Source organism: Streptomyces sediminimaris (assembly GCF_047049295.1).
GTDB classification, from domain to species: Bacteria; Actinomycetota; Actinomycetes; order Streptomycetales; family Streptomycetaceae; genus Streptomyces; species Streptomyces sediminimaris.
In genome coordinates, this window is the sequence record NZ_JBJWOT010000001.1 from 6,462,402 (window position 1) to 6,486,100 (window position 23,699).

Genomic DNA, 23,699 nt, shown 5'->3' on the forward strand with positions numbered 1-23,699 from the left:
CATGGGCAACCCCGAGGCCTCCGCGGCGGTCGGCGCGTACCGCACCCTGGTCCCGGCAGGTCTCAGACGACGTATCGCGCGCCGGGTGCCGCTGCGCCTGCGCGCGGTGCTCAAGCATCTGCTGCGCCGGCTGCACACCGTGAACCTGTTCTCCCGGGTCGTCCGCGGCGCCCGGGCCCGGCGCCGCTGGCCGCACCTGTTCGGCGCGGGGGAGCGGCTGGCCGCCCTCGCCGGGCACGGGGCGCGGATCGCGCTGGTCCGCCCGACCGTGTCGCCGCTCGGCCTGCGCGAGGCCAACCTCGAACTCGTCGTCACCGCCCTGGAGGAGATCGGCGTCGACTACTTCGCGGTACGCGGCAGTTCCGACTTCCGCTCCTGCCTCGCGGTCGCCGAGGCGGACCGCGAGCGGGTCGGCCGGGTGCTCCGGCGGTGCGCCGAGCGCGGCCCCGTCTACCTGCGGGCCTGCCGGGGCGAGGCCGCGCAGGGCCGCATCGTGCTGGCCGGCTCCCGGGCCGGTCGCCAACTGACCCGCCAGGCGTCCGTGCTGCGCGTCGGCATGGTGTGGAGCGACCCGGCCGGCGCCCTGATCCTCGGCCTGGAGCACGGCTGCGACATCGAGTTCTGGCGGCCCGAGGACGGGCGGCTGCACGCGCCGCGCCCCAACCGGGTCACCGAGGACGTGGCCCTCGACGAGCCACGTGTCACCGTCCCGGTCAGCCGGCTCACCGGCTTCGCCGCCCTGCACACCCGCCGCACCCGCTCGGTGCGCACCATCCGCCCCTGTGCCGACCCGCTGCCCGAGGACGTGCGCTTCCCGATCGACGTCGTCTACACCTGGGTCGACGGCAGCGACCCCGAGTGGCAGCGGCGGCGCGGCGCGTACGGCGACCACGGCTACCACAGCGAGTCGGCCAACGCGGCCCGCTACATCAGCCGCGACGAACTGCGCTACTCCCTGCGGGCGCTGGAGCAGAACGCCCCCTGGGTACGCCACGTCTACCTCGTGACGGACCGTCAGCGCCCGGCCTGGCTCAACGACGGCCACCACCGCCTCACGGTCGTCGACCACTCGGAGATCTTCGACGACCCGGCCGCGCTGCCCACCTTCAACTCGCACGCCATCGAGAGCCGTCTGCACCACATCAAGGGCCTGTCCGAGCACTTCCTCTACTTCAACGACGACATGTTCCTGGGCAGCCCCGTCACCCCGCAGGACTTCTTCCTGTCCAACGGCATGACGCGCACCTTCTTCTCCCCGTCCCAGGTGCCCCGTTGGGACCCCTCCCCGGTGGACCGGCCGGTCGACGCGGCCGGCAAGAACAACCGCCGCCTGCTGCAGGGCCACTTCGGCAGCGCCATCGTGCAGAAGCTCCGGCACGCGCCCTACGCGCTGCGGTGCAGTGTGCTGGCCGAGATCGAGCGGGAGTTCGCCGAGGACCACCGGCGCACCTCGCACAGCCGCTTCCGCAGTGCCGGCGACATCTCCATCCCGTCCTCGCTGTACCACTACTACGCCTACTTCACCGGCCGCGCCGTGCCCTCGAACATCACCTTCGCCTACCTCGACCTCGCCAAGCCGGAGATCCAGCGCCGGCTCGGCATCCTGCTCGCCCGCCGCGACCGGCAGGCGTTCTGCATCAACGACACCCTCTCCGACGGCCACGACGTCGAGCGCCAGACGGCGATGCTCAGCCGCTTCCTGCGGACCTACTACCCGGTGCCGTCGCCCTTCGAGAAGAAGGAGAGTCACGAGAAGAAAGAACCCCAGGTCCGGTGAAGATCTCCTTCCTGATCAACAACATCTACGGCATCGGCGGCACCAACCGCACGGTCATCAACCTCGCCGAGGCGCTCTCCGTCCACCACGACGTGGAGATCGTCTCCGTGTTCCGGCGCACCACCGCGACCAAGTTCGAGATCTCCCCGCGCGTCACCGTCCGCGCCCTGGTCGACCTGCGCCCCGGCTCCGCCGACAAGGGCGCCGCCGGCAGCGGCGAGCCGAGCGAGGTCGTGCCGCGCCAGGAGGAGTTCTACGCGCAGTACAGCCGGTTCACCGACGCGCGCATCATCCGGGACCTGCAGAAGACCTCCGCCGACGTCGTCGTCGGCACCCGCCCCAGCCTCAACCTCTTCGTCGCCGCCCACACCCGCGACGGCGCCCTGCGGGTGGCCCAGGAGCACATGACGCACCTGGCGATCCCGCCCGCGGTGCGCGCGGAGATGGCCCGGGTCTACCCCCGGCTGGACGCCATCACGACGGTCACCGACGCCGACGCCCGCTCCTTCATGGAGAACACGCCGATCCCCGGCATCCCCGTCGTCGGCATCCCCAACAGCGTGCCCGAACCGGCCGTCGCCCCCTCCGACTGCTCACGCAAGGTCGTCGTCAGCGCCGGCCGCATGCACCAGATCAAACGCTACGACCTGCTCATCCGCGCCTTCGGCCGGCTGGCCCACGACTTCCCCGACTGGCAGCTGCGCATCTACGGCGACGGCGGCGAGGCCGGCAAGCTGCGCGCGCTCGTCACCGAACTCGGCCTGACCGGACGGGTGCTGCTCATGGGCGGCTTCTCACCCATCGAGTCCGAGTGGGCCAAGGGCTCCGTCGCCGCGGTCACCTCCAGCGCCGAGTCCTTCGGCATGACCCTGGTCGAGGCGATGCGCTGCGGCCTGCCCGTCGTCTCCACCGACTGCCCCGTCGGCCCCCGCGAGATCCTGCGCGACGGCGAGGACGGATTCCTCGTACCCAACGGCGAGGTCGAGGGCATCGTCTGGGGCCTGCGCCGCCTGATGGCCGACGAGCCGACGCGCCGCGCCATGGGCGCCGCCGCCCTGCGCAACGCCGCCCGTTTCGACCCCGCTGCCGTGGCCGACCGCTACGTCGAGCTCTTCGAGGACGCCGCCCGCCGCCGCGCCGCCGCGAACCGCGGTTACCGCGCCCCGGCAGGACCCCGCACGGCCGGCGCCGACCAGCTCACCGTGCCGCCCGTCTCCCTCGGCGCGGCCACCGTGGACGTCACCGCGGACGACGCGGGCTGGCTGCGGTTCTCGGCCGACGGGCCCGACGAGGGGCGCCGCCGCTGGCGGTTCGTGCTGCGGCACAAGCCCTCGGACGGCGAACCCCGCCCGGACCTGCCGCTGCGCACCTCCCGCAGGGAACTGGACAACGGCGGCACCCGCTACACCGCCGTCCTCACCCCCTCCGCCCTCGACGACCTCGGTGACGGACGCTGGCAGGTGACGATGAGCGCCCCCAAGTCCTCGCCCGTCCACATGAAGGCGGGCGTCCGCGACACCCGGGCCCTGATCGACGCCCGCGCCCGGCTGATCGCCCGGCCCCCGGCCGGCCCGATCGGCTGGAACCTGCCCTACGCCCAGCCCAACGGCAGGCTGATGCTGCGCACCGTCGTACGCGAGGAACACGCCGAGTGCACCCACGTCGAGTCGGCCGACGGCGCCGTCACCGTGCGGGGCGTGCTGACCGGCGGGCGCCGGATCGAACCCGGCGCGCTGTTCGTCGTCAGCCGCCGCGGCCGCCACGGCCGCACCTTCACCGTGCCCGTCGAGATCCTCGGCCGCCAGGCGTTCCGCGCCCGGGCACCGCTGCGCGAGGTCGTCGACCACCGGCTGGAGCGCTGGGAGGACTGGGACTGGTGGCTGCAGCCCGACCCGTACCACCGGCGCAAGGTGCGCGTCTGCCATCTGCTGGAGGACTTCCCCGACGTCAAGGGCGCCTACGTCTACCCGTCCGTCCCGCTGGTCGGCGACGAGACGTCCGGGTACGCCGTGGTGCACCCGGCCCGCCCGGTGTGGGTGCGGCCCTACTGCTCCGCCTCGGGCGCCATGGCCATGAACGTGGTGGACCGGTGAGCCCGCCGAAGCCGACGGTCGAGGAGGGCCGATGACCGAACCCACCCGCTCCATCCTGCACATCGTCGCCCACCAGGACGACGACCTGTACTTCATGAACCCCGACCTGGTGCGCTCCCTGCAGGACGGCGACCGGATCACCACGGTGATCGTCACCGCGGGCGAGGGCGACGGCATCAACGTCGACACCGACGATCCCCAACGCGTCGCCGTACCACCGGACTTCGCCCGCTACAGCACCGAGCGCGGCTGCGGACTGCGCTCCGCGTACGCCCGTATGGCCACCGGCGACCGCGACCGCCCCTGGCGGCGCGAACCTGTCGAACTGGCCCCCGGGTTCGCCGCGGAGCGGTTCACCCTCGCCGGCCACGACCAGGTGTCCCTCTACTTCCTCCAGCTGCACGAGGACGCCCCCACCGACCGCGGCACCCGCACCCGGCTGCACGACCTGTGGGAGGGCGCCCTGCGCACCCAGGCGACGCTGCCCGTGCACGGCTGCACCGTCGGCGGGGTCCAGCACGTCACCCGCGAGCAGCTGATCGCCGCCCTGACCGCCCTCCTCGGCCGGATCCGCCCCAGCACGGTGCGCACCCTGGACCCGGACCCCGAACACGACGGCGGACGCGAGGAGTTCGTCTGCTCCGACCACGTCGACCACACGAGCGTCGCCCAGTTCGCGCTCGACGCCCTGGCGCGCCACCGGGAGGCCGGCCACAACCCGGTCGTCGAGCACTTCCGCGGCTACGCCAACCGCTTCTGGGGCTACAACCTCGACTCCGCCGCGATCACGGAGAAGGCCGAGTACCTGGCGACCTACAGCGGACTCGACGCCCCCGCGCGCTGCCCGCACGGCACCTGCCTGACCTGCGGCGACCGCCAGCTGGGGCGCAACCCGTTCCGCAGCACGCACATGAACAGCGCCGCGTACCGCTACTCGCCGGCCACGGACTGGCTGCGGCTCGGTCCGGGCGGGCGGCTCAACGCCTTCGGCGTGCTGGCCGGGCGGCTGGCCTTCTGGACGGAGACCGGACCGGCGAGCGGCGAGTGGAAAGGGCCCTTCGCGCTCGGCGACGGCTGGATCGCGCCCACGCTCGCCGTCGCCGGCCTGCCCGGCGGCCCGGCCGAACTGGTCGGCCTGCGCCGCCAGAACGTCGTCGGCGGCGGGGTCACCGTCGACGTCGTGCACACCGTGCAGGACCCGGGCGGCAACGGCTTCAGCGGCTGGCAGACCCTGGAGAACCCCGACTGGGCGCGGGCCGACGGCCGCAGGCAGCGCGAGGCGGGCGTCCCCTCGGCCGCGGTGGACGCGGCCGGCCGGCTCTACGTGTTCGTCCGCACCTTCGACCAGGGCGTCGCCTGCCGCCGCCGGGAGGCCGACGGCACCTGGCTGCCGTGGGAGGACCTCGGCGGCAGCTTCGTGCAGGACGCGGGCTGCGCCCTCGCCACCGAGCGCGGCACCGTCGAGCTGTACGTACCGGGCAAGAACACCGTCCGGCGCTGGCACCAGGCCGAGCCCGGCGGCCCCTTCCTCCTCGACGACACCTTGCGCACGGGCCGCCCGGCCACCGGCGGCGTCACCGCCGTCGACTCCGGCGGCGGCCGCACCTGCCTCTACTTCCGCGAGGCCGGCACCCAGCAGGTCATGGCCTACCGCCGGCACGCCGACGGCCGCTGGCCCGGCTCCGGCGCGGGCCTCGGCGGCCACGGCGGCACCGGCCCCGTGGCCGCGCTGTGGGCCCCCGAACGCGGCGCCCGCGAGGCCTTCCTGGCCCACCGGGGCAGCCGCGGCCGCCTCGTCACGTCCGTGCCCGACCGGGACAAGAAGGTCTCGGGCACCCACTGGCAGGAGTCCGGCGAGATGGTCGCGCACGCCCCGGCGCTGGCGTACGACGCGGCGGGCGCGCTCACCGTCGCGGTCATCGGCACCGGCGGCCGCCTGCACACCCGCCGCCAGCTGTCCCCGACCACCGGCAGCCCGCTCGGGCCCTGGCGTCCGTAGCGGGCAGGCGGCCACCACGGCACGCGGAGAGGGCCTCCGCCGGAAAGGCGGAGGCCCTCTTCACGCACGCAGGAGTGCTACGCCGGAACCGACGCCACGCCCGGAGCCAGGAACTTCCTGCCGTTCACCCGCTCCGAGACGCCCTCGCGGTCCAGGTACGGCGTGATGCCGCCCAGATGGAAGGGCCAGCCGGCGCCCGTGATCAGGCACAGGTCGATGTCCTGGGCCTCGGCGACGACGCCCTCGTCGAGCATGAGCCCGATCTCCTGGGCGACGGCGTCGAGGACGCGGTCGCGGACCTGCTCCTCGGTGAGGACCGAGTCGCCCTGCTTCAGCAGCGCGGCGACCTCCGGGTCCAGCTCGGGCTTGCCGCTGTCGTAGACGTAGAAGCCGCGCTTGCCCGCCTCGACGACCGCCTTGAGGTTGGGGGAGACCTTGAAGCGGTCCGGGAAGGCCCGGTTGAGGGTCTCCGAGACGTGCAGGCCGATCGCGGGACCGACCAGCTCCAGCAGGACCAGCGGGGACATCGGCAGGCCCAGCGGCTCGATCGCCTTCTCGGCGACGTCGACCGGGGTGCCCTCGTCGATGACGTTCTGGATCTCGCCCATGAAGCGGGTGAGGATGCGGTTCACGACGAACGCCGGGGCGTCCTTGGTGAGGACCGCGGTCTTCTTCAGCTTCTTGGCGACGGCGAAGGCCGTGGCCAGCGAGGCGTCGTCGGTCCGCTCCCCGCGGACGATCTCCAGCAGCGGCAGGACCGCGACCGGGTTGAAGAAGTGGAAGCCGACGACCCGCTCGGGGTGCTTCAGCTTCGACGCCATCTCCGACACCGAGAGCGAGGAGGTGTTGGTGGCCAGGATCGCGTGCGCCGGGGCGACGGCCTCGACCTCCGCGAACACCTGCTGCTTGACACCGATCTCCTCGAAGACGGCCTCGATGACGAAGTCCGCGTCCGCGAAGCCCTCGGCCTTGTCCAGCACGCCGGTGACCAGCGCCTTGAGGCGGTTGGCCTTGTCCTGGTTGATACGGCCCTTGCCGAGCAGCTTGTCGATCTCGGCGTGCACGTAGCCCACGCCCTTGTCGACGCGCTCCTGGTCGATGTCGGTGAGGACGACCGGGACCTCGAGGCGGCGCAGGAAGAGCAGGGCCAGCTGCGAGGCCATCAGGCCCGCGCCGACCACGCCGACCTTGGTGACCGGGCGCGCCAGGTTCTTGTCCGGGGCGCCGGCCGGGCGCTTGCCGCGCTTCTGCACCAGGTTGAAGGCGTAGATGCCGGCCCGCAGCTCGCCGCCCATGATCAGGTCGGCGAGCGCCTTGTCCTCGGCGTCGAAGCCCTGCTGCAGGTCGCCGTTCCTGGCGGCGGCGATGATGTCGAGGGCGCGGTAGGCCGCCGGGGCGGCGCCGTGCACCTTGGAGTCCGCGATGAAGCGGCCCTTGGCGACGGCCTGGTCCCAGGCCTCACCGCGGTCGATGACCGGGCGCTCCACCTCGATCTCGCCCTTCAGCACGGACGCCGTCCAGACCAGCGACTGCTCCAGGAAGTCGGCGCCCTCGAAGATCGCGTCGGCGATGCCGAGTTCGTAGACCTGCTCGCCCTTGAGCTGCTTGTTCTGGTTGAGGCTGTTCTCGATGACGACCTGGACGGCCCGTTCGGCGCCGATCAGGTTCGGCAGCAGCGTGCAGCCGCCCCAGCCGGGGACCAGGCCGAGGAAGACCTCGGGCAGCGAGAAGGCCGGCAGGGACGCGGAGACGGTCCGGTACGCGCAGTGCAGACCGACCTCGACGCCACCGCCCATCGCCGCGCCGTTGTAGTACGCGAAGGTCGGCACCGCGAGGCCCGCGAGGCGCTTGAAGACCTCGTGGCCGCCCTTGCCGATGGCCAGCGCGTCCTTGTGCTCCTTCAGCAGCTCGACGCCCTTGAGGTCGGCGCCGACGGCGAAGATGAACGGCTTGCCGGTGATGCCGACGCCGACGATCTCGCCGGCCGCGGCCTCCTTCTCGACCTGGTCGATCGCGGCGTTGAGGTTCGCCAGCGAGGCCGGGCCGAAGGTGGTCGGCTTGGTGTGGTCGAGGCCGTTGTCCAGCGTGATGAGCGCGAAGCGCCCGGCGCCGGAGGGCAGGTCGAGGTGGCGTACGTGCGCCGACGTCACGACCTCGTCGGGGAACAGCTCGGCCGCACCCTTCAGAAGCTCAGCGGTGGTGCTCACTTGTCCCCCTCGAAGTGCGGGTTCTCCCAGATGACCGTCGCGCCCATGCCGAAGCCGACGCACATGGTGGTCACGCCGTAGCGGACGTGTCGCTGCTCCTCGAACTGGCGGGCCAGCTGCGTCATCAGCCGGACGCCGGAGGAGGCCAGCGGGTGGCCGAAGGCGATGGCGCCGCCGTACTGGTTGACGCGCTCGTCGTCGTCGGCGATGCCGTAGTGGTCGAGGAAGGCCAGGACCTGGACGGCGAAGGCCTCGTTGATCTCGAACAGGCCGATGTCCGAGATGGACAGGCCCGCCTTGGCGAGGGCCTTCTCCGTGGCCGGGATCGGGCCGTAGCCCATGACCTCCGGCTCGACGCCCGCGAAGGCGTAGGAGACCAGGCGCATCTTGACCGGCAGGTCGTGCTCGCGGGCGAAGTCCTCGGAGGCGATGATCGAGGCGGTCGCACCGTCGTTCAGACCGGCCGCGTTGCCCGCGGTGACCCGGCCGTGCACCCGGAACGGCGTCTTCAGGCCGGCCAGGCTCTCCATCGTGGTGCCCGGGCGCATCGGCTCGTCGGCGGTGACCAGGCCCCAGCCGGTCTCACCGGCCTCGGGGTTGGTGCGGCGCACCGAGATCGGCACCAGGTCGGCCTGGATCCTGCCGTTGGCGTACGCCTTGGCGGCCTTCTCCTGCGAGCGCACGGCGTACTCGTCGGCGCGCTGCTTGGTGATGTGCGGGTAGCGGTCGTGCAGGTTCTCCGCCGTCATGCCCATGAAGAGGGCGGACTCGTCGACCAGCTTCTCGCTCACGAAGCGCGGGTTGGGGTCCACGCCCTCGCCCATCGGGTGGCGGCCCATGTGCTCGACACCGCCCGCGATCACGGCGTCGTAGGCGCCGAAGGCGATGGAGCCCGCGGTGGTGGTGACGGCCGTGAGCGCGCCGGCGCACATGCGGTCGATCGAGTAGCCGGGCACCGACTTCGGGAGACCCGCGAGGATGCCGGCCGTGCGGCCGATGGTGAGGCCCTGGTCGCCGATCTGCGTGGTCGCGGCGACGGCGACCTCGTCGATCTGCGCGGGGTCGAGGCCGGGGTTGCGGCGCAGCAGCTCCCGGATCGCCTTCACGACGAGGTCGTCGGCACGGGTCTCGTGGTAGATGCCCTTCGGGCCCGCCTTGCCGAACGGGGTGCGGACGCCGTCGACGAAGACGACGTCCCTGACGGTACGAGGCACGATGGCTCTCCTCCAGAGGTGCGGGATCGGCACTGCTGCGTGGCGCAAGCTGAGCGCGCGCTCAGGACCATGCTACTTATGAGTAACGTAGCTGCACAGTCCCGGCGGTCCAAGCGGCGAAGGTCACACCGGTGGAGGAGCCGTCGAGCGACCTTGGCGTGATCTCGACGTCACGGTTCCGCTTCGAGGGCCCCTTCGGCACCCGACGCGGTGGCGAACTGGACGAGCCCCGCGCGCGGGACGAGTTCCTACGGCGCTCAGGCGGACAACGCGGCGACCAGGGCCGGCGTCACCTGCTCGACCTGCCAGGGCCGGGCCCCGTGTCCCGCCAGCGCCGCCGCGACGGCCTCCGTGTCGACGACCTTCGGCGGCTCCCAGCAGACCCGCCGCACGGTGTCCGGGGTGATCAGGTTCTCCTGGGGCATGTTCAGCCGCTCGGCCATCGCCGACACCGCGGCCCGAGCCGCCGAAAGGCGAGCCGCCGCCGCCGGATCCTTGTCCGCCCAGGCCCGCGGCGGCGGGGGCCCGGTCACCGGCTGCCCCGGCGCCGGCAGCTGCGCCTCCGGCAGTGCCTTCGCGCGGTCCACGGCGGCCTGCCACTGCTCCAGCTGCCGCCGCCCCATCCGATTGCCGAAGCCGTTCAGCGCGGCCAGGGCGGGGACGCCGGCCGGCAGCGCGAGCGCCGCCTCCACGATGGCGGCGTCACCGAGCACCTTCCCCGGCGACACGTCCCGCCGCTGGGCGATCCGGTCCCGCGTCTGCCACAGCTCCCGCACCACGGCGAGCTGCCGGCGCCGCCGCACCTTGTGCATACCGGACGTACGCCGCCAGGGGTCCTTGCGGGGCTCCGGCGGCGGGGCCGAGGCGATCGCGTCGAACTCCTGGTGGGCCCAGTCGAGCTTGCCCTGCCGGTCCAGTTCCTTCTCCAGCGCGTCACGCAGGTCGACGAGGAGCTCGACGTCCAGCGCCGCGTACCGCAGCCACGGTTCGGGCAGCGGGCGGGTCGACCAGTCGACGGCGGAGTGGCCCTTCTCCAGTACGTAACCGAGGACGTTCTCGACCATGGCGCCGAGGCCCACCCGGGGGAACCCGGCGAGGCGGCCGGCCAGCTCGGTGTCGAACAGCCGGGTGGGCACCATGCCTATCTCGCGCAGACACGGCAGATCCTGCGTGGCGGCGTGCAGGTCCCACTCGACGTCGGCGAGCGCCTCGCCGAGCGCGGACAGATCAGGACAGGCCACCGGATCGATCAACGCGGTCCCCGCGCCGCCGCGGCGCAGCTGCACGAGGTAGGCGCGCTGGCCGTAGCGGTAGCCGGACGCGCGCTCGGCGTCGACGGCGACCGGGCCGGAGCCGGCCGCGAAGGCGGCGACCACGTCGGCCAGCGCGTCCGCGTCGGCGATCACGGGCGGAATCCCCTCGCGCGGCTCCAGCAAAGGGACCGGCTCTGGTTTCGGCGCCCCCGTAACAGATGTTCCGCCGTCTTCCGGAGGGGCGCCTCCGGTGGTTCGCAGTGAGCTGTCTGCTGCGGTCTCTTGGGCGTCGGTCACCTGTCAAGAGTATCTGTGTATGGACAGCGCCCGCCGACGTAACGTTCCGTCGACGGGCGCCTGGGGGTCGTAAACCAGTCAGGTCGGTGAAAGGTCCGGTTCACGACGGGTGGGACACGGGCGGGGGGAATCAGCGGCCGATCCGGTTCACGTCCGTGAATGGGGGAGACGTACGGGGATGGAGGGTGAGGGACGAAGGGTGGGGAGAGGCACCGGGGGAAGGGGCGGAGGGAGTGCTGCCGGGGCGGGGGGTGGGGTGGAGCGTGCGGGTCAGTGGATGATGCCGGTGCGCAGGGCCACCGCGACCATGCCGGCGCGGTCGCCCGTGCCGAGCTTGCGGGCGATGCGGGCGAGGTGGCTCTTGACGGTCAGGGCGGACAGGCCCATCGAGACGCCGATCGCCTTGTTCGACTGGCCCTCCGCGACCAGCCGCAGCACCTCCACCTCGCGGCCGGACAGCTCGCGGTAGCCGCCCGGGTGGCTCGGGGCACCCGGGGGGCGGCGGTGCATGCGGGCGGCGGCCGCGCCGATGGGGGCGGCACCGGGCCGGGTGGGGAGCCCGACGTTGGTGCGGGTGCCGGTGACGACGTAGCCCTTGACGCCGCCCGCGAGGGCGTTGCGCACGGCGCCGATGTCGTCGGCGGCGGACAGGGCGAGGCCGTTGGGCCAGCCCGCCGCGCGGGTCTCCGACAGGATCGTCAGGCCGGAGCCGTCGGGCAGGTGGACGTCGGCGACGCAGATGTCGCGGGGGTTGCCGATGCGGGGACGGGCCTCCGCGATGGACGAGGCTTCGATGACGTCGCGCACACCGAGGGCCCACAGGTGGCGGGTGACGGTGGAGCGGACGCGCGGGTCGGCCACGACCACCATGGCGGTCGGCTTGTTCGGACGGTAGGCGACCAGGCTTGCGGGCTGCTCGAGGAGAACGGACACCAGGCCTCCTGGGGTGCGGGACGGCTTTCAAGGTCACAGTCGTCTTCGGCACCGGACCCGGAGTCCTTTAGGGAAAGATCACGATTTAGTGAGTAACAATCTGTGCAATTCGGACAAGCGATCGATCACTTGTTGAGCGAATCAGCTCGTCCGAGAAGCCGGTCCTGATTGAAAGTGGCCGAATCGACAAAGTGACGGTCAAGGAGGTGGCGCTCCATGAGCCGGGGGTCAACGCGCCTGCGGGTCCCGCCGCTGCGGCAGCGTCACGATCGACGCGTCGCCCGGACCGGCCGGCGGCAGACCCGCCACCTGGGCCAGCAGATCGCACCAGGCGGCGAGGTGGGCCGCCGTGTCCGGGATGCCGCCCAGGCCCTCGCGGGGCGTCCAGGAGGCGCGGATCTCGATCTGCGAGGCGGCCGGACGCTCCGCCAGCCCGCCGAAGTAGTGCGAACTCGCGCGCGTGACGGTGCCGCTGGGCTCGCCGCACGACAGGCCGCGGCCCTGCAGCGCGCCGGTCAGCCACGCCCAGCACACGTCGGGCAACAGCGGGTCGGCGGCCATCTCCGGCTCCAGTTCCGCGCGCACCAGCGTCACCAGGCGGAAGGTGCCCCGCCAGGCGTCGTGCCCCTCCGGCTCGTGCAGCAGCACCAGCCGGCCGTCGGCCAGGTCCTGCTCGCCGTCGACGACCGTCGCCTCCAGCGCGTACGCGAACGCGGCGAGCCGCCGCGGCGCACGGGTCGCCTCCACCTCGATCTGCGGCCGCAGCCGCGCGGATCTCAGCGCGTCGACCGCGGCCCTGAAGGGCAGTGGAGCCGTACCGCCCGCATTCCGGTCCCCCTCCGTGGTGTCGTCCATTCCGTCAGCGCCGTCCGACAGTCGTCCCTGAGCCGCAGCCATGCGGGGAAGATTAAGGGGAACGGAGCCTTCGCGCAGGGAGGGACACCCGTGCGAGCGCCGCCTGTCCGGATCGTGTCCCACCGGCCCCGGCCGTCGGCGCGTCGCCGCCGTGCGAGACTTGCCGTCGTGAGTGCGAACGAGAGCCCCGCGGGCCAGGCCCAGACGCCGCCGACAGCCACGCCCGACGCTGTCCGGGAATCCGCCTTCCTGAAGGCCTGCAGGCGCGAGCCCGTGCCGCACACGCCGGTGTGGTTCATGCGCCAGGCCGGGCGCTCGCTGCCCGAGTACCGCAAGGTCCGCGAGGGCATCCCGATGCTCGAGTCCTGCACCCGGCCCGAGCTGGTCACCGAGATCACCCTGCAGCCGGTGCGCCGGCACGGCGTGGACGCGGCGATCTACTACAGCGACATCGTCGTCCCGCTCAAGGCCATCGGCGTCGACCTCGACATCAAGCCGGGCGTCGGCCCGGTCGTCGCGCAGCCGATCCGTGCCCGCGCCGACCTGGCCCGGCTCAGGGACCTCACGCCCGAGGACGTCCCGTACGTCACCGAGGCGATCGGCCTGCTCACCCGCGAACTCGGCGCCACCCCGCTGATCGGTTTCGCCGGCGCGCCTTTCACCCTCGCGAGTTACCTGGTCGAGGGCGGTCCGTCGCGCACGTACGAGAACGCCAAGGCGATGATGTACGGCGACCCGGGGCTCTGGGCCGACCTGCTCGACCGCCTCGCGGGCATCACGGCCGCGTTCCTGAGGACGCAGATCGAGGCGGGCGCCTCGGCCGTCCAGCTCTTCGACTCGTGGGCCGGCGCGCTCGCCCCGGCCGACTACCGCCGCTCGGTGCTGCCCGCCTCGGCCAAGGTCTTCGAGGCCGTCGCCGGGTACGGCGTCCCGCGCATCCACTTCGGTGTCGGCACCGGCGAACTGCTCGGCCCGATGGGCGAGGCCGGCGCGGACGTCGTCGGCGTCGACTGGCGCGTCCCGCTGGACGAGGCCGCCCGCCGGGTCGGCCCCGGCAAGGCGCTCCAGGGCAACCTCGACCCGACGGTCCTGTTCGCCCCGCGGGAAGCCGTCGAGGCCAAGACCCGCGAGGTCCTCGACACGGCCGCCGGCCTGGAGGGCCACGTCTTCAACCTCGGCCACGGCGTCATGCCGTCCACCGAACCGGACGCGCTGACGCGGCTGGTGGAGTACGTGCACACGCACTCCGCCCGCTGACTCACCAGGTGTGCCGCGGCCGCGCCTGCCTCCCGAACAGCAGGCCGCGCGGCTCCGGCGGCGGGGGCGTGCCCGGTTTGAGCGGCCAGGCCAGCGCCATGCCGGCCAGGAAGCCGACGACGTGCGCGGCGTACGCCACCGTGCCCGCGGAGGAGACGCCCTCGCCGGAGGAGTAGACGGCCTGGAGCACGAACCAGAAGCCCAGCACCAGCCAGGCCGGCAGTCTCAGCGGCAGGAAGATCAGGAACGGCACGAGGACCCAGACCCTGGCCTTCGGATACAGCACCAGATAGGCGCCCAGGACACCGGCGATCGCCCCGGAGGCGCCGATCAGCGGGTCACTGGAATCGGCGTTGAACAGGGCGAAGCCGTACCCCGCCGCGTAGCCGCAGACGAGGTAGAAGAGCGCGTACCTGACGTGGCCCATGCGGTCCTCGACGTTGTTGCCGAAGATCAGCAGGAAGAGCATGTTGCCGAGCAGGTGAAGCCAGCCGCCGTGCAGGAACATCGCGGTGAGGACGGACAGCGCGGGGGACTTGTCGTAGGACGGCGGGGCCACCACGCAGCCCGCCCCGTGCGCCCCCACGCCGACGTCGCCGGTCGGCACCAGCCGCGGCGTCTGATGGTGGATCAACTCCCGCGGCACGGCGGCGTAGTGGTCCAGGAAGGCCTGGAGATGGCACAGCTGCGCCAGGCTGCTGTCTCCCGCCACGGAACCGGCCAGGCCCGGCGTGGACAGGAAGACGAAGAAGTTCACGGCGATCAGCGCGTACGTCACCCAGGGGGTGCGCCGCACCGGGTTCACGTCATGGACGGGGATGACCACAAGGGATTAGTGCCCCCGCCGGACCGGAATAGTGCCTCCCGCTGCTCCCGCCGTCTCCCCCCGCGCCGGGCGGGCCGGTGAACATACGCACGCGCGCGTGCGTATGACTCGTCAACCGCCCGTGGCACGGGGAAGGCGGGCCGCGGGGACGACGTGAGGAACAGGCGATGAACGACCGAGTTACTCCTCCGATGCACGCCACGCCCGACGGCGAGGCGGAGCTCTCCCTGGTGGTGAAGCTGCCGTGGGAGGACGTCGCCCGGCTCGGCCAGGAGGCGGGGCGGCTCGCCTCGCAGATGCAGCGGCCGGTGACCCTCGACGAGGCGGTGAGTCACCGGCTGCGGTCCGTACGGAGCGCCGCGCACGCGAAGCCCGCCGGGGAGCAGCCGGCGCCGGTGACCTCCACCGCTTCGGTGTCCTCGCTGCCGCCGCGGCCGCCGGCGGAGCAGGCGCGGCAGGCGATCGAGCGGATCAACGGCAGCGCGTAGCGGTCCCCCGCGGGGGTGCGGGCGCGACGGCGGCCGCGGACGCGTCGTGGCTCGTCGCGCGGTTCCCCGCGCCCCTGAGAGCCCCGCGCCTCTAGAAGCCTTGCGCCACCGCCTTCGACGCCTTGCGGGCGGCCACCAGTACCGGGTCCCAGACGGGGCTGAAGGGCGGCGCGTAGCCCAGGTCGAGGGCGGTCATCTGTTCCACCGTCAGGCCGGCCGTGAGGGCCACCGCCGCGATGTCGACCCGCTTGCCCGCTCCCTCGCGGCCGACGATCTGCACGCCGAGCAGGCGACCCGTCCGGCGTTCGGCGAGCATCTTGACCGTCATGGGGGAGGCGTCGGGGTAGTAGCCCGCCCGGTTCGTCGACTCGATGGTGACCGTCTCGAACCGCAGGCCCGCCCTGCGCGCGTCCCTCTCGCGCAGGCCGGTGCGGGCGATCTCCAGGTCGCAGACCTTGGAGACCGCGGTGCCGACGACGCCGGGGAAGGTGGCGTAGCCGCCGCCGACGTTGGTGCCGATGATCTGGCCGTGCTTGTTGGCGTGGGTGCCCAGGGGGACGTGGCGCTCCTGGCCGGAGACCAGGTCGAGGACCTCGACGCAGTCGCCGCCGGCCCAGACGTTCTCGTGCCCGCGCACCCGCATGGCCAGGTCGGTGAGCAGGCCGCCGTGGGCGCCGAGAGGGAGTCCGGCCGCCTCGGCCAGCGCCGTCTCCGGACGTACGCCGATGCCCAGGACCACCACGTCCGCGGGGTACTCGGCGTGCTCCGTCGCCACCGCCCGCACCCGGCCGTCCGCGCCGGTGCGCACCTTGGTCACCTCGGCGTCGTTGACCATGGTGATGCCCAGCCCCTCCATGGCCGCGTGCACCAGGCGGCCCATGTCCGGGTCGAGTGTGGACATCGGCTCGCTGCCGCGGTTGACGACCGTCACCTCGTAGCCGCGGTTGATCAGCGCCTCGGCCATCTCCACGCCGATGTAGCCCGCCCCGACGACCACCGCACGGCGGCCGCGCGTGCGTGCCAGCGAGTCGAGCAGGGCCTGGCCGTCGTCCAGCGTCTGCACCCCGTGCACGCCCGGGGCGTCGGCACCCGGCATGTCCGGGCGGATCGGGCGGGCACCGGTCGCTATCACGAGCTTGTCGTACGACGTCCAGGACTCGGCCCCCGACTCCATGTCACGCGCGCGTACCCGGCCGCCCGCCAGGTCGATCTCCGTGACCTCCGTCCGCATGCGCAGATCGATCTCCCGCGCGCGGTGCTCCTCGGGCGAACGGGCGATCAGCTCGTCCCGCTCGCCGACGTCCCCGCCCACCCAGTACGGGATGCCGCACGCCGAGTAGGAGGTGAAGTGGCCGCGCTCGAAGGCGACGATCTCCAGTTCCCCGGGGCCCTTCAGCCGGCGTGCCTGCGACGCCGCGGACATCCCCGCGGCGTCACCGCCGATCACGACCAGTCGTTCCCGCGCAGCGCTCATGTCCATGCGAACACGCTACGGGCGCGGGTCATTTCAGTCCTCGTCGCCGTCCGGCCGCTGCCGGGTCCCCGGTACCGGACGGGCCGACGGCAGCGGGCCGAGCGCGCTCGTCGCGGGGGCAGCGGCCGGGCGGCGCGGCAGCCGGGGCCGGACCAGCCGCAGCCACGCCCACCCGAGCAGGGCGGCCACCGCGGCGAACGGCAGCACCGCGCCGATCACCACCGCGAGCCAGCGCAGCATCGTCACGAACGCGTCCCAGCCGCCCGCCAGCGCGTCCAGGAACCCGGGGCTGTCGTCCTTGGCGGCGGCCGCCTTCACCGGGGCCTCCGACAGGGAGAGGGTGATCGTGGCCAGGCTCGTGCGGTCCTGCAGCGACGCCTGCTGGGCGAGCAGCGCCTCCAGGTCGGCCTCCCGGCTGCTCAACTCGCCCTCAAGCTCCACCACGTCGCTCAGCTTGGTGGCCCGGTCCATCAGCGCACGGACCCGGGCCACGCTCGCCCGCTGCGACTTGACGCGGCTGTCGACGTCGACGACCTGGTCCGTGACGTCCTCGGCCTTCGCCGTGCGGTCGAGCAGCCTGCCCGCGCCCTGGAGGTCGGCGAGGACCTCGTCGTACTTCGCGACCGGCACGCGCAGGACGACACGCGTGCGCTCCCGGCCCCTGTCGTCGCGGGTGGTGCTCTCGTCGCCGACGTAGCCGCCCGCGTTCTCGGTGGTGGTGCGGGCCTCGTCGAGCGCCTTCGGCACGGCCTTGACCTGCACGGTCAGCGAGGCGGTGCGGATGATGCTGCTGGTGAGCCTGGGCGCCCGGGCCGGCTCGGCACCGCTCGCCCCCTTCGCACCGCTCTTCTCACCGCCCGGGGCGGACCCCTTGGCGTCGCTCCGCGCGGCGGCCTTGTCGCCGGAGCTGCTCGAGGAGCCGGAACCCGCGCTGCACCCGGTCAGCGCGAGCGCGGCGGCGAGCAGGACCGCGGCCAGGGCCGGGACGGGGCGTACGGGATGGCGTGAGCGCATGAGCTTGACCCCCGGGGGTTGTGACGACTGATGCTTCTTCGACGCCCGGAGGGGCCCGGACGTTGGACGCGGACGGTTCCGATGCGGTCACGGTCGGGACTCGCGCGGGAAACCGGGGCCGCGGACGGCCTGTCAGCGGGGTCTGAGAAGCTGGGGACATGCGCGAAGAAGCAGGCCGTACGGGCGCCGGGCGGGCCGTGGTCGTCGGAGCCGGGATCGCCGGGCTGGCCGCGGCCCACCGGCTGCTCGGGCGGGGTGCGCGGGTGACCGTGCTGGAGGCGTCGGACCGGGTCGGCGGCAAGCTGCTGCCGGGCGAGATCGCGGGCACGCGCGTGGACCTCGGTGCCGAGTCCCTGCTGGCCCGCAGGCCGGAGGCGGTGGACCTGGCGCGCGAGGCGGGCCTCGGCGACCGCCTCCGGCCTCCGGCCACCGCCACCGCCTCGATCTGGACCCGCGGCGCCCTGCGCCCCATGCCCAAGGGCCACGTCATGGGCGTGCCCGGCACCGCCGCCGCCCTGGCCGGCGTCCTGTCCGAAGAGGGCCTGGCCCGCATCGGGCGCGAGGCCGGCCTGCCCCGCACGGAGCTCGGCGAGGACGTGGCGGTCGGGGAGTACGTGGCGGCGCGGCTGGGACGCGAGGTCGTCGACCGCCTGGTGGAGCCCCTGCTCGGCGGCGTCTACGCGGGCGACGCGTACCGCATCTCGATGCGCTCGGCGGTCCCGCAGCTCTACCAGGCCGCGAAGACGCACGCCTCGCTCACCGGTGCGGTCCGCGACATCCAGGCCCGGGCCGCCGCGGCCCGGCAGACCGGTCCGGTGTTCATGGGCATCGAGGGCGGCGTGGGCACCCTGCCGCTCGCGGTCGCCGAGTCGGTGCGGGCGCGGGGCGGTGAGATCGTCACCGGTGCGCCGGTGACGGAGCTGCGCCGCGAGGGCGGCGGCACCTGGCGCGTCGTCGCCGGTGACCGCGTACTGCGTGCGGACGCCGTGATCGTCGCCGTGCCGGCCCCGGCGGCCGCCGTGCTGCTGCGCGCCGAGGCCCCGGCCGCCGCGGCCGAACTCGCCGCCGTGGAGTACGCCTCCATGGCCCTGGTCACGCTCGCCTACCGGCGCACGGAGACCGCCCTGCCCGAGGGCAGCGGCTTCCTCGTGCCGCCCGTCGACGGCCACACCATCAAGGCGTCGACCTTCGCCTCCCAGAAGTGGGACTGGATCGCCGGCGACAACCCCGGCCTGCTGGTCCTGCGCACCTCGGTCGGGCGGTACGGCGAGACGGAGATCCTGCGGCGCGACGACGCGGAGCTGGTGGACCTCTCCCGCCAGGACCTGCGCGAGGCCACCGGCCTCGACGCCGCCCCCGTCGAAGCGCGCGTCACGCGCTGGACCGACGGCCTGCCGCAGTACCCCGTCGGCCACCACGCGCGGGTGGCCCGCGTCCGCGAGCATGTCGCCAAGCTGCCGGGCCTCGCCCTGTGCGGCGCGCAGTTCGACGGCGTCGGCATCCCGGCCTGCATCGCGAGTGCGTACGCGGCGGTGGACCAGCTCGGCGGCGACCCGGGCGCTGTGCAGGAACTCACCGCCCACCCGGTGCAGAGCCTGCACGGCGGAGCGGGAGAATAGCCGCATGAGTGACGACGCCCCTACCACCGAGGCCGGCCGCATCCCGAACAAGGGCAAGCTGGCCAAGGACCTCAACGAGGTCATCCGCTACACGCTGTGGTCCGTCTTCAGGCTGAAGGACGCGCTGCCCGAGGACCGCGCGGGCTACGCCGAGGAGGTCCAGGAGCTGTTCGACCAGCTCGCCGCCAAGGACGTGACGATCCGCGGCACCTACGACCTCTCCGGCCTGCGCGCCGACGCCGACCTCATGATCTGGTGGCACGCGGAGACCGCGGACCAGCTGCAGGAGGCGTACAACCTCTTCCGCCGCACCAGGCTGGGCCGCGCGCTCGAGCCGGTGTGGTCGAACATGGCGCTGCACCGCCCCGCCGAGTTCAACCGCTCGCACATCCCCGCGTTCCTCGCCGACGAGACGCCGCGCAACTACGTCAGCGTCTACCCGTTCGTGCGCTCCTACGACTGGTACCTGCTGCCCGACGAGGACCGCCGCCGGATGCTCGCCGACCACGGCAAGATGGCCCGCGGCTTCCCGGACGTGCGCGCCAACACGGTCGCCTCGTTCTCCCTCGGCGACTACGAGTGGATCCTGGCCTTCGAGGCCGACGAACTGCACCGCATCGTCGACCTCATGCGCCACCTGCGCGGCTCCGAGGCCCGCCGCCACGTCCGCGAGGAGATCCCCTTCTTCACCGGCCGCCGCAAGGACGTCGCGGAGCTGGTGGCGGGTCTGGCCTGATCGGGGCCGGCCCGATCGGGGTCGGCCTGATCGGGGCCGGCGGTTTCGTGTGGCCGCGGGCGGTGCCCGGTGCCCGGCCGGGGGTCCGGGGGTGTGCCCCGGGGGATGCGGTACCGGGCGGCGTGAGGACGTCGCGGAGCCGGTGGCGGTCCGGCCTGAGCGGGGAGGCCCGGACGCACGGTCGCGTCCGGGCCCGGCCGGGGCGTCAGCCCCTGGCGGCCTTGCCCTTCAGCGGCTCCTTCAGGGGCGTGCGGTGGGCACGGTCACCGGACGACGGCTTCGGCTCCGCGTGCGGGGCGCACGACGCGCGCCGGTCCGGTGTGCGGCCCTCCAGCAGGTAGGCGTCGAGGTAGCCGTTGACGCACTTGTTCGGGCCGCCGGCGATGCCGTGCGTGCCCGCGTCCCGCTCGGTCACCAGCACCGAGCCGGACAGCCGCCGCTGCATCTCCAGGGCGCCGTCGTACGGCGTCGCCGCGTCCCGCTCGGCCGCCAGGATCAGCGTCGGCGGCAGCTCACCCGGACCGGTCCGCACGTCGAGCGGCCGCTGCCGGGACGCCGGCCAGTAGGCGCACGGCAGGTTCATCCAGGCGTTGTCCCAGGTCTCGAACGGCGCCACCCGCGCGAGCCGCGTGTTGTCGCGGTCCCAGACCTTGAAGTCGGTCGGCCAGGCCGCGTCGTTGCACTCGACGGCCGTGTACACCGCGTTGGAGTTCTCCGCCTCGGCCGCCGCCTCGGTGGCCGGCCCCGCCTGCTCGATGAGCGGCTTGGGGTCGCCCTTCAGGTACGCCGACAGCGCCTGCGCCCGCTTGGGCCAGTAGTCGTCGTAGTACCCGGCCGACAGGAACGCCGCCTGGAGCTCCGCGGGGCCCACCTTCCCGCCCGCCGGCTCGGCCGCGAGCTGGGCGCTGGCCCTGGCGTAGCTGTGCTGGACCGTGGCCACCGTCTTGCCCAGCCCGTACACGTCGTCGTGCCGGGCGATCCACTGCCGGAAGTCCGTCCAGCGGCTCTCGAACGCCGCCGACTGGTCGAGGTTGTTGCGGTACCAGATCTGCTCCGGCGCCGGGTTCACCGCCGAGTCGAACACCATCCGCCGCACGTGCGAGGGGAACATCGTCGCGTACAGGGCCCCGAAGTAGGTGCCGTACGACGCTCCCATGAACGTCAGCTTCGGCTCGCCCAGCGCCGCCCTCAGCACGTCCAGGTCACGGGCGTTGTTGAGGGAGTTGAACTGCTTCAGCCCGCTGCCCGACCGCTTGGCGCAGCCCTGCGCGTACGCCTTGGCCTGCGCGATGCGCTCCTGCTTGTACGACTCCGAGGGGTGCGTCGGCGCCTGCGAGGGCGCCTTGAAGAAGTGCCCCGGGTCCTCGCAGGACAGCGGCGCGGACCGGCCGACACCGCGCGGGGAGTAGCCGACCAGGTCGTAGGCCGACGCGATGCGCTTCCACTCCGGGAGCAGGCCGACGAGCGGGAAGTACCGGCCGTCGCCGCCCGGCCCACCGGGGTTGTAGACCAGCGCGCCCTGCCGCCGCACCCGCCGCTTGCTGTTGTGCGGGTCCTTGTGGGTGGCCCGCACCCGGGTGACGGTCAGCTCGATCTGCTTGCCGCCGGGGCGGGCGTAGTCCAGCGGCACGGACACCGTGCCGCACTGCATGGCGCCCGGCGCCTCCTTGACGTCCGAGCACTTGCCGAAGTCGATGCCGGCCTCCCGGGCTCGCGCCGCCGCCACCGCCGTGCCCCGCTGCTCGGCCGTGCCGTGGACGGCCGGCGCGCCCGGCGCGGCCGGTGCGCTGCCCGCCGGGACGAGGGCCAGGGCGGTCAGGAGCAAGGCCCCGGCGGCCGAGTGGAGGGCGGCAGCTCTCATGACGTATCCCTTCGGTGCATGGCAGCGACAAAAGGGATGTTTCGTTCGGTGTATGGAGAAGGCAAGCACCGACCCGGCGGTGTCGGCTCCAATGCCCCCTATGCGCCCCCGGCGTGCGGTTCGCGCCAGGGCTGGTCGCGGTGCGCGAAGGCCGCCCGCAGGTCCGGCTCGCCGAGCGCGCGGACGCCCCGTACGGCGACGGCGGTGAGGTACGTGCGGTCGTCGCCGCTCGTGGCGCGCCGGGTGAGGGCCCCGAGCAGCCGCTGCCCGGCCGGGGAGGCCCAGCGCGAGTACGGGTGGACCTCGACCCGGGCGATGGCCAGGCAGCTCAGCGTCAGCGCGAGCGGCAGCGCGAACCACAGGGCGACCAGCGTTCGGGGCATGCCGCCCGGCTGGGCGGGCGCCAGCAACGCGGTCGCCCCCAGCGCGAGCACCGCGAGCGCGGCGTGCCGGACCTGGCGCACTCCCGCCGCGACGGTGGTCCGGGCGCCGGCGGGCACGGCCAGACCCGCGTCGACGAGCCGGTCGGCGAGACCGGCGACGGCCGCCGCGGAGGCCGCGGCGGCCCGCACCGGTGCGATGCGGTTCTGTCCCTCGGGCCCGATGGCCCCTATGACGGACCGCTCCATGTCGTCCCGGCCGCGCGGGTCGACCACCGTCGCCCAGCCGGTGTGGGCGAGCAGCAGCCGCCGCTGCCTGGCCATGGAGACCATGGTGAGGTCGGCGACCCGGCGGGGCCCGCCGGACAGGAAGGCGGCCTCGTAGAGGGTCAGCTCATGACACCCGGTGTTCCCGGGGGCGTCCGCGTCGCCGGTGGCCGCCCGGACGGCGGCCAGGCACAGGCGGGTGCACGCGGCACCGGCCGCGGCCCAGGCCAGCAGCAGGAGAAGGACCCAGAACATGCCGCGTTTCTATGCCAGATGCTCGGTGGAACGCCATGCCCTGTTCACGATCCGGGACGGAGCGTTGCCGGTATGTGACGTTCCACTTGAAATGGCGGTGGATGACCGCTATTGCGGCGGCGGGCTGGAGGCGGGCGGCGGCAGCGGGTAGGTCGGGGAGGGCGGTGCGGCGACCGGCGTGACCGGGCTCGGGTCGGCGGTCGGGCCGGGCGGGACCGCGGAGCCGTCCGGCGCGGAAGCGCTCGCGGAGGCCATGTCCTGGGCGAGTGCGTCCCAGTTCACGTACCCCGTCGCCTCCAGGACCTTGATGTGGTCCAGCACGGTCGTGTTGGCGTCGTCGGCGAGCGACCGCACCAGTGCGTTGCGGGTGCTCGCGCGCACCTCGGCGACGAGCGAGAACACCTTGCCGTGCGCCAGCCGCGTGATGTTCACGAACCGGCGGTCGTAGTCCGTGCCCTGGGCCGCGTTCAGGGTCGCGAGCCACTGCCGCTGCCGGGCGTCGGGTTCATTGGGCAGCTGCAGCCCGAGCCGGGTGGCGACGTCGCGTACCCGCTCGTCCAGGAAGGTGTGCCCCTGGACGAGGTGCTGCCCCGCCGTGCGTACGGACCGGGTGGTGCCCTTCTGCTCGGCCTCCTCCCCGGCGGGCAGCTCCCACAGCCCGGCCAGCCGGACCTTGGTGATGAAGTCGCGGTCGAGAGCGGACAGCGGCCCGTACCGCGTCGGCACGGTATGGGCGCTGAGCGTGCCGGCGGTGCTGGCGGCGGTGCCCGACCGGTCGGCGTACGACCAGATCGGGAAGATCAGTGCCAGCAGCGTGGCCATCAGGCCGATGACGATGATTCCCGTGCCGCTGAATATGCCTCGGCCCTTGACGGGTGGTCGCGGTCGCATGGT

Annotated in this window: 18 protein-coding genes; 7 read left to right on the forward strand and 11 right to left on the reverse strand. The window is 73.3% G+C overall.

Features of this window, described 5'->3' with window-relative positions; all coding sequences use genetic code 11:
* The first annotated feature begins 1 nt into the window (after position 1).
* The 3 genes from ACJ9NR_RS29720 to ACJ9NR_RS29730 are packed head-to-tail and all read left to right on the forward strand — an operon-like array spanning position 2 to position 5,869.
* Positions 2-1,777: a stealth conserved region 3 domain-containing protein gene (locus ACJ9NR_RS29720; protein ID WP_412492384.1), complete on the forward strand. Its 1,776-nt coding sequence runs from the start codon at positions 2-4 to the stop codon at positions 1,775-1,777.
* Entirely contained in the window at positions 1,774-3,870 is a 2,097-nt protein-coding gene (locus ACJ9NR_RS29725) for a glycosyltransferase family 4 protein (RefSeq protein WP_412491891.1), read from the forward strand. The genes ACJ9NR_RS29720 and ACJ9NR_RS29725 overlap by 4 nt, the downstream gene beginning before the upstream one ends.
* A gap of 31 nt (positions 3,871-3,901) precedes the next feature.
* A complete protein-coding gene (locus ACJ9NR_RS29730) occupies positions 3,902-5,869 on the forward strand; it encodes a PIG-L family deacetylase (protein WP_412491890.1) in 1,968 nt (655 codons plus the stop codon).
* 77 nt (positions 5,870-5,946) lie between these two features.
* Here ACJ9NR_RS29730 and ACJ9NR_RS29735 read toward each other — a convergent pair whose 3' ends face one another.
* The 5 genes from ACJ9NR_RS29735 to ACJ9NR_RS29755 all read right to left on the reverse strand — a co-directional run bounded on the left by ACJ9NR_RS29735 (position 5,947) and on the right by ACJ9NR_RS29755 (position 12,670).
* Positions 5,947-8,076, reverse strand: coding sequence for a 3-hydroxyacyl-CoA dehydrogenase NAD-binding domain-containing protein (locus ACJ9NR_RS29735; protein WP_412491889.1), 2,130 nt, complete (start codon positions 8,074-8,076; stop codon positions 5,947-5,949).
* Positions 8,073-9,290, reverse strand: a complete 1,218-nt coding sequence (locus ACJ9NR_RS29740; RefSeq protein ID WP_412491888.1) for a thiolase family protein — start codon at positions 9,288-9,290, stop codon at positions 8,073-8,075. The genes ACJ9NR_RS29735 and ACJ9NR_RS29740 overlap by 4 nt, the downstream gene beginning before the upstream one ends.
* 257 nt (positions 9,291-9,547) lie before the next feature.
* Positions 9,548-10,840, reverse strand: coding sequence for an HRDC domain-containing protein (locus tag ACJ9NR_RS29745; RefSeq protein WP_412491887.1), 1,293 nt, complete (start codon positions 10,838-10,840; stop codon positions 9,548-9,550).
* Positions 10,841-11,110: 270 nt separating this feature from the next.
* Complete coding sequence (locus tag ACJ9NR_RS29750) at positions 11,111-11,773, reverse strand: helix-turn-helix transcriptional regulator (protein ID WP_200704978.1); 663 nt, start codon at positions 11,771-11,773, stop codon at positions 11,111-11,113.
* 228 nt (positions 11,774-12,001) lie between these two features.
* Positions 12,002-12,670, reverse strand: a complete 669-nt coding sequence (locus ACJ9NR_RS29755; protein WP_412491657.1) for a DUF3000 domain-containing protein — start codon at positions 12,668-12,670, stop codon at positions 12,002-12,004.
* A gap of 126 nt (positions 12,671-12,796) precedes the next feature.
* On the opposite strand from ACJ9NR_RS29755, the gene hemE reads away from it, so the two are divergent.
* The gene (gene hemE / locus ACJ9NR_RS29760; RefSeq protein WP_412491656.1) at positions 12,797-13,885 is read left to right on the forward strand and encodes a uroporphyrinogen decarboxylase; all 1,089 of its coding nucleotides are present in this window, start codon (positions 12,797-12,799) and stop codon (positions 13,883-13,885) included.
* 1 nt (position 13,886) lies between these two features.
* Here the strand turns inward: hemE and ACJ9NR_RS29765 are convergent, their stop codons facing one another.
* Entirely contained in the window at positions 13,887-14,711 is an 825-nt protein-coding gene (locus ACJ9NR_RS29765) for a rhomboid family intramembrane serine protease (protein WP_412491655.1), read from the reverse strand.
* Between the two features lie 167 nt (positions 14,712-14,878).
* Here ACJ9NR_RS29765 and ACJ9NR_RS29770 point away from each other — a divergent pair, with 167 nt between their 5' ends.
* On the forward strand, positions 14,879-15,199 hold the full coding sequence (locus ACJ9NR_RS29770) for a hypothetical protein (RefSeq protein WP_412491654.1): 321 nt from the start codon (positions 14,879-14,881) through the stop codon (positions 15,197-15,199).
* Between the two features lie 91 nt (positions 15,200-15,290).
* On the opposite strand, the gene ACJ9NR_RS29775 is transcribed toward ACJ9NR_RS29770, so the two are convergent.
* Positions 15,291-16,679, reverse strand: coding sequence for an FAD-dependent oxidoreductase (locus ACJ9NR_RS29775; protein WP_412491653.1), 1,389 nt, complete (start codon positions 16,677-16,679; stop codon positions 15,291-15,293).
* 27 nt (positions 16,680-16,706) lie between these two features.
* A complete protein-coding gene (locus ACJ9NR_RS29780; RefSeq protein WP_412491652.1) occupies positions 16,707-17,687 on the reverse strand; it encodes a DUF4349 domain-containing protein in 981 nt (326 codons plus the stop codon).
* A gap of 158 nt (positions 17,688-17,845) precedes the next feature.
* On the opposite strand from ACJ9NR_RS29780, the gene hemG reads away from it, so the two are divergent.
* A complete protein-coding gene (hemG, locus tag ACJ9NR_RS29785; protein ID WP_412491651.1) occupies positions 17,846-19,306 on the forward strand; it encodes a protoporphyrinogen oxidase in 1,461 nt (486 codons plus the stop codon).
* Positions 19,307-19,310: 4 nt separating this feature from the next.
* The gene (hemQ, locus tag ACJ9NR_RS29790; protein ID WP_412491650.1) at positions 19,311-20,042 is read left to right on the forward strand and encodes a hydrogen peroxide-dependent heme synthase; all 732 of its coding nucleotides are present in this window, start codon (positions 19,311-19,313) and stop codon (positions 20,040-20,042) included.
* A gap of 205 nt (positions 20,043-20,247) precedes the next feature.
* Here the strand turns inward: hemQ and ACJ9NR_RS29795 are convergent, their stop codons facing one another.
* From ACJ9NR_RS29795 to ACJ9NR_RS29805, 3 genes are all read right to left on the reverse strand, one after another.
* Positions 20,248-21,903, reverse strand: coding sequence for an alpha/beta hydrolase (locus tag ACJ9NR_RS29795; RefSeq protein WP_412491649.1), 1,656 nt, complete (start codon positions 21,901-21,903; stop codon positions 20,248-20,250).
* A 98-nt stretch (positions 21,904-22,001) separates the two neighbouring features.
* A complete protein-coding gene (locus tag ACJ9NR_RS29800) occupies positions 22,002-22,805 on the reverse strand; it encodes a TIGR04222 domain-containing membrane protein (RefSeq protein WP_412491648.1) in 804 nt (267 codons plus the stop codon).
* A 108-nt stretch (positions 22,806-22,913) separates the two neighbouring features.
* Positions 22,914-23,696, reverse strand: a complete 783-nt coding sequence (locus ACJ9NR_RS29805) for a DUF4142 domain-containing protein (protein ID WP_412491647.1) — start codon at positions 23,694-23,696, stop codon at positions 22,914-22,916.
* Positions 23,697-23,699: the final 3 nt, after the last annotated feature.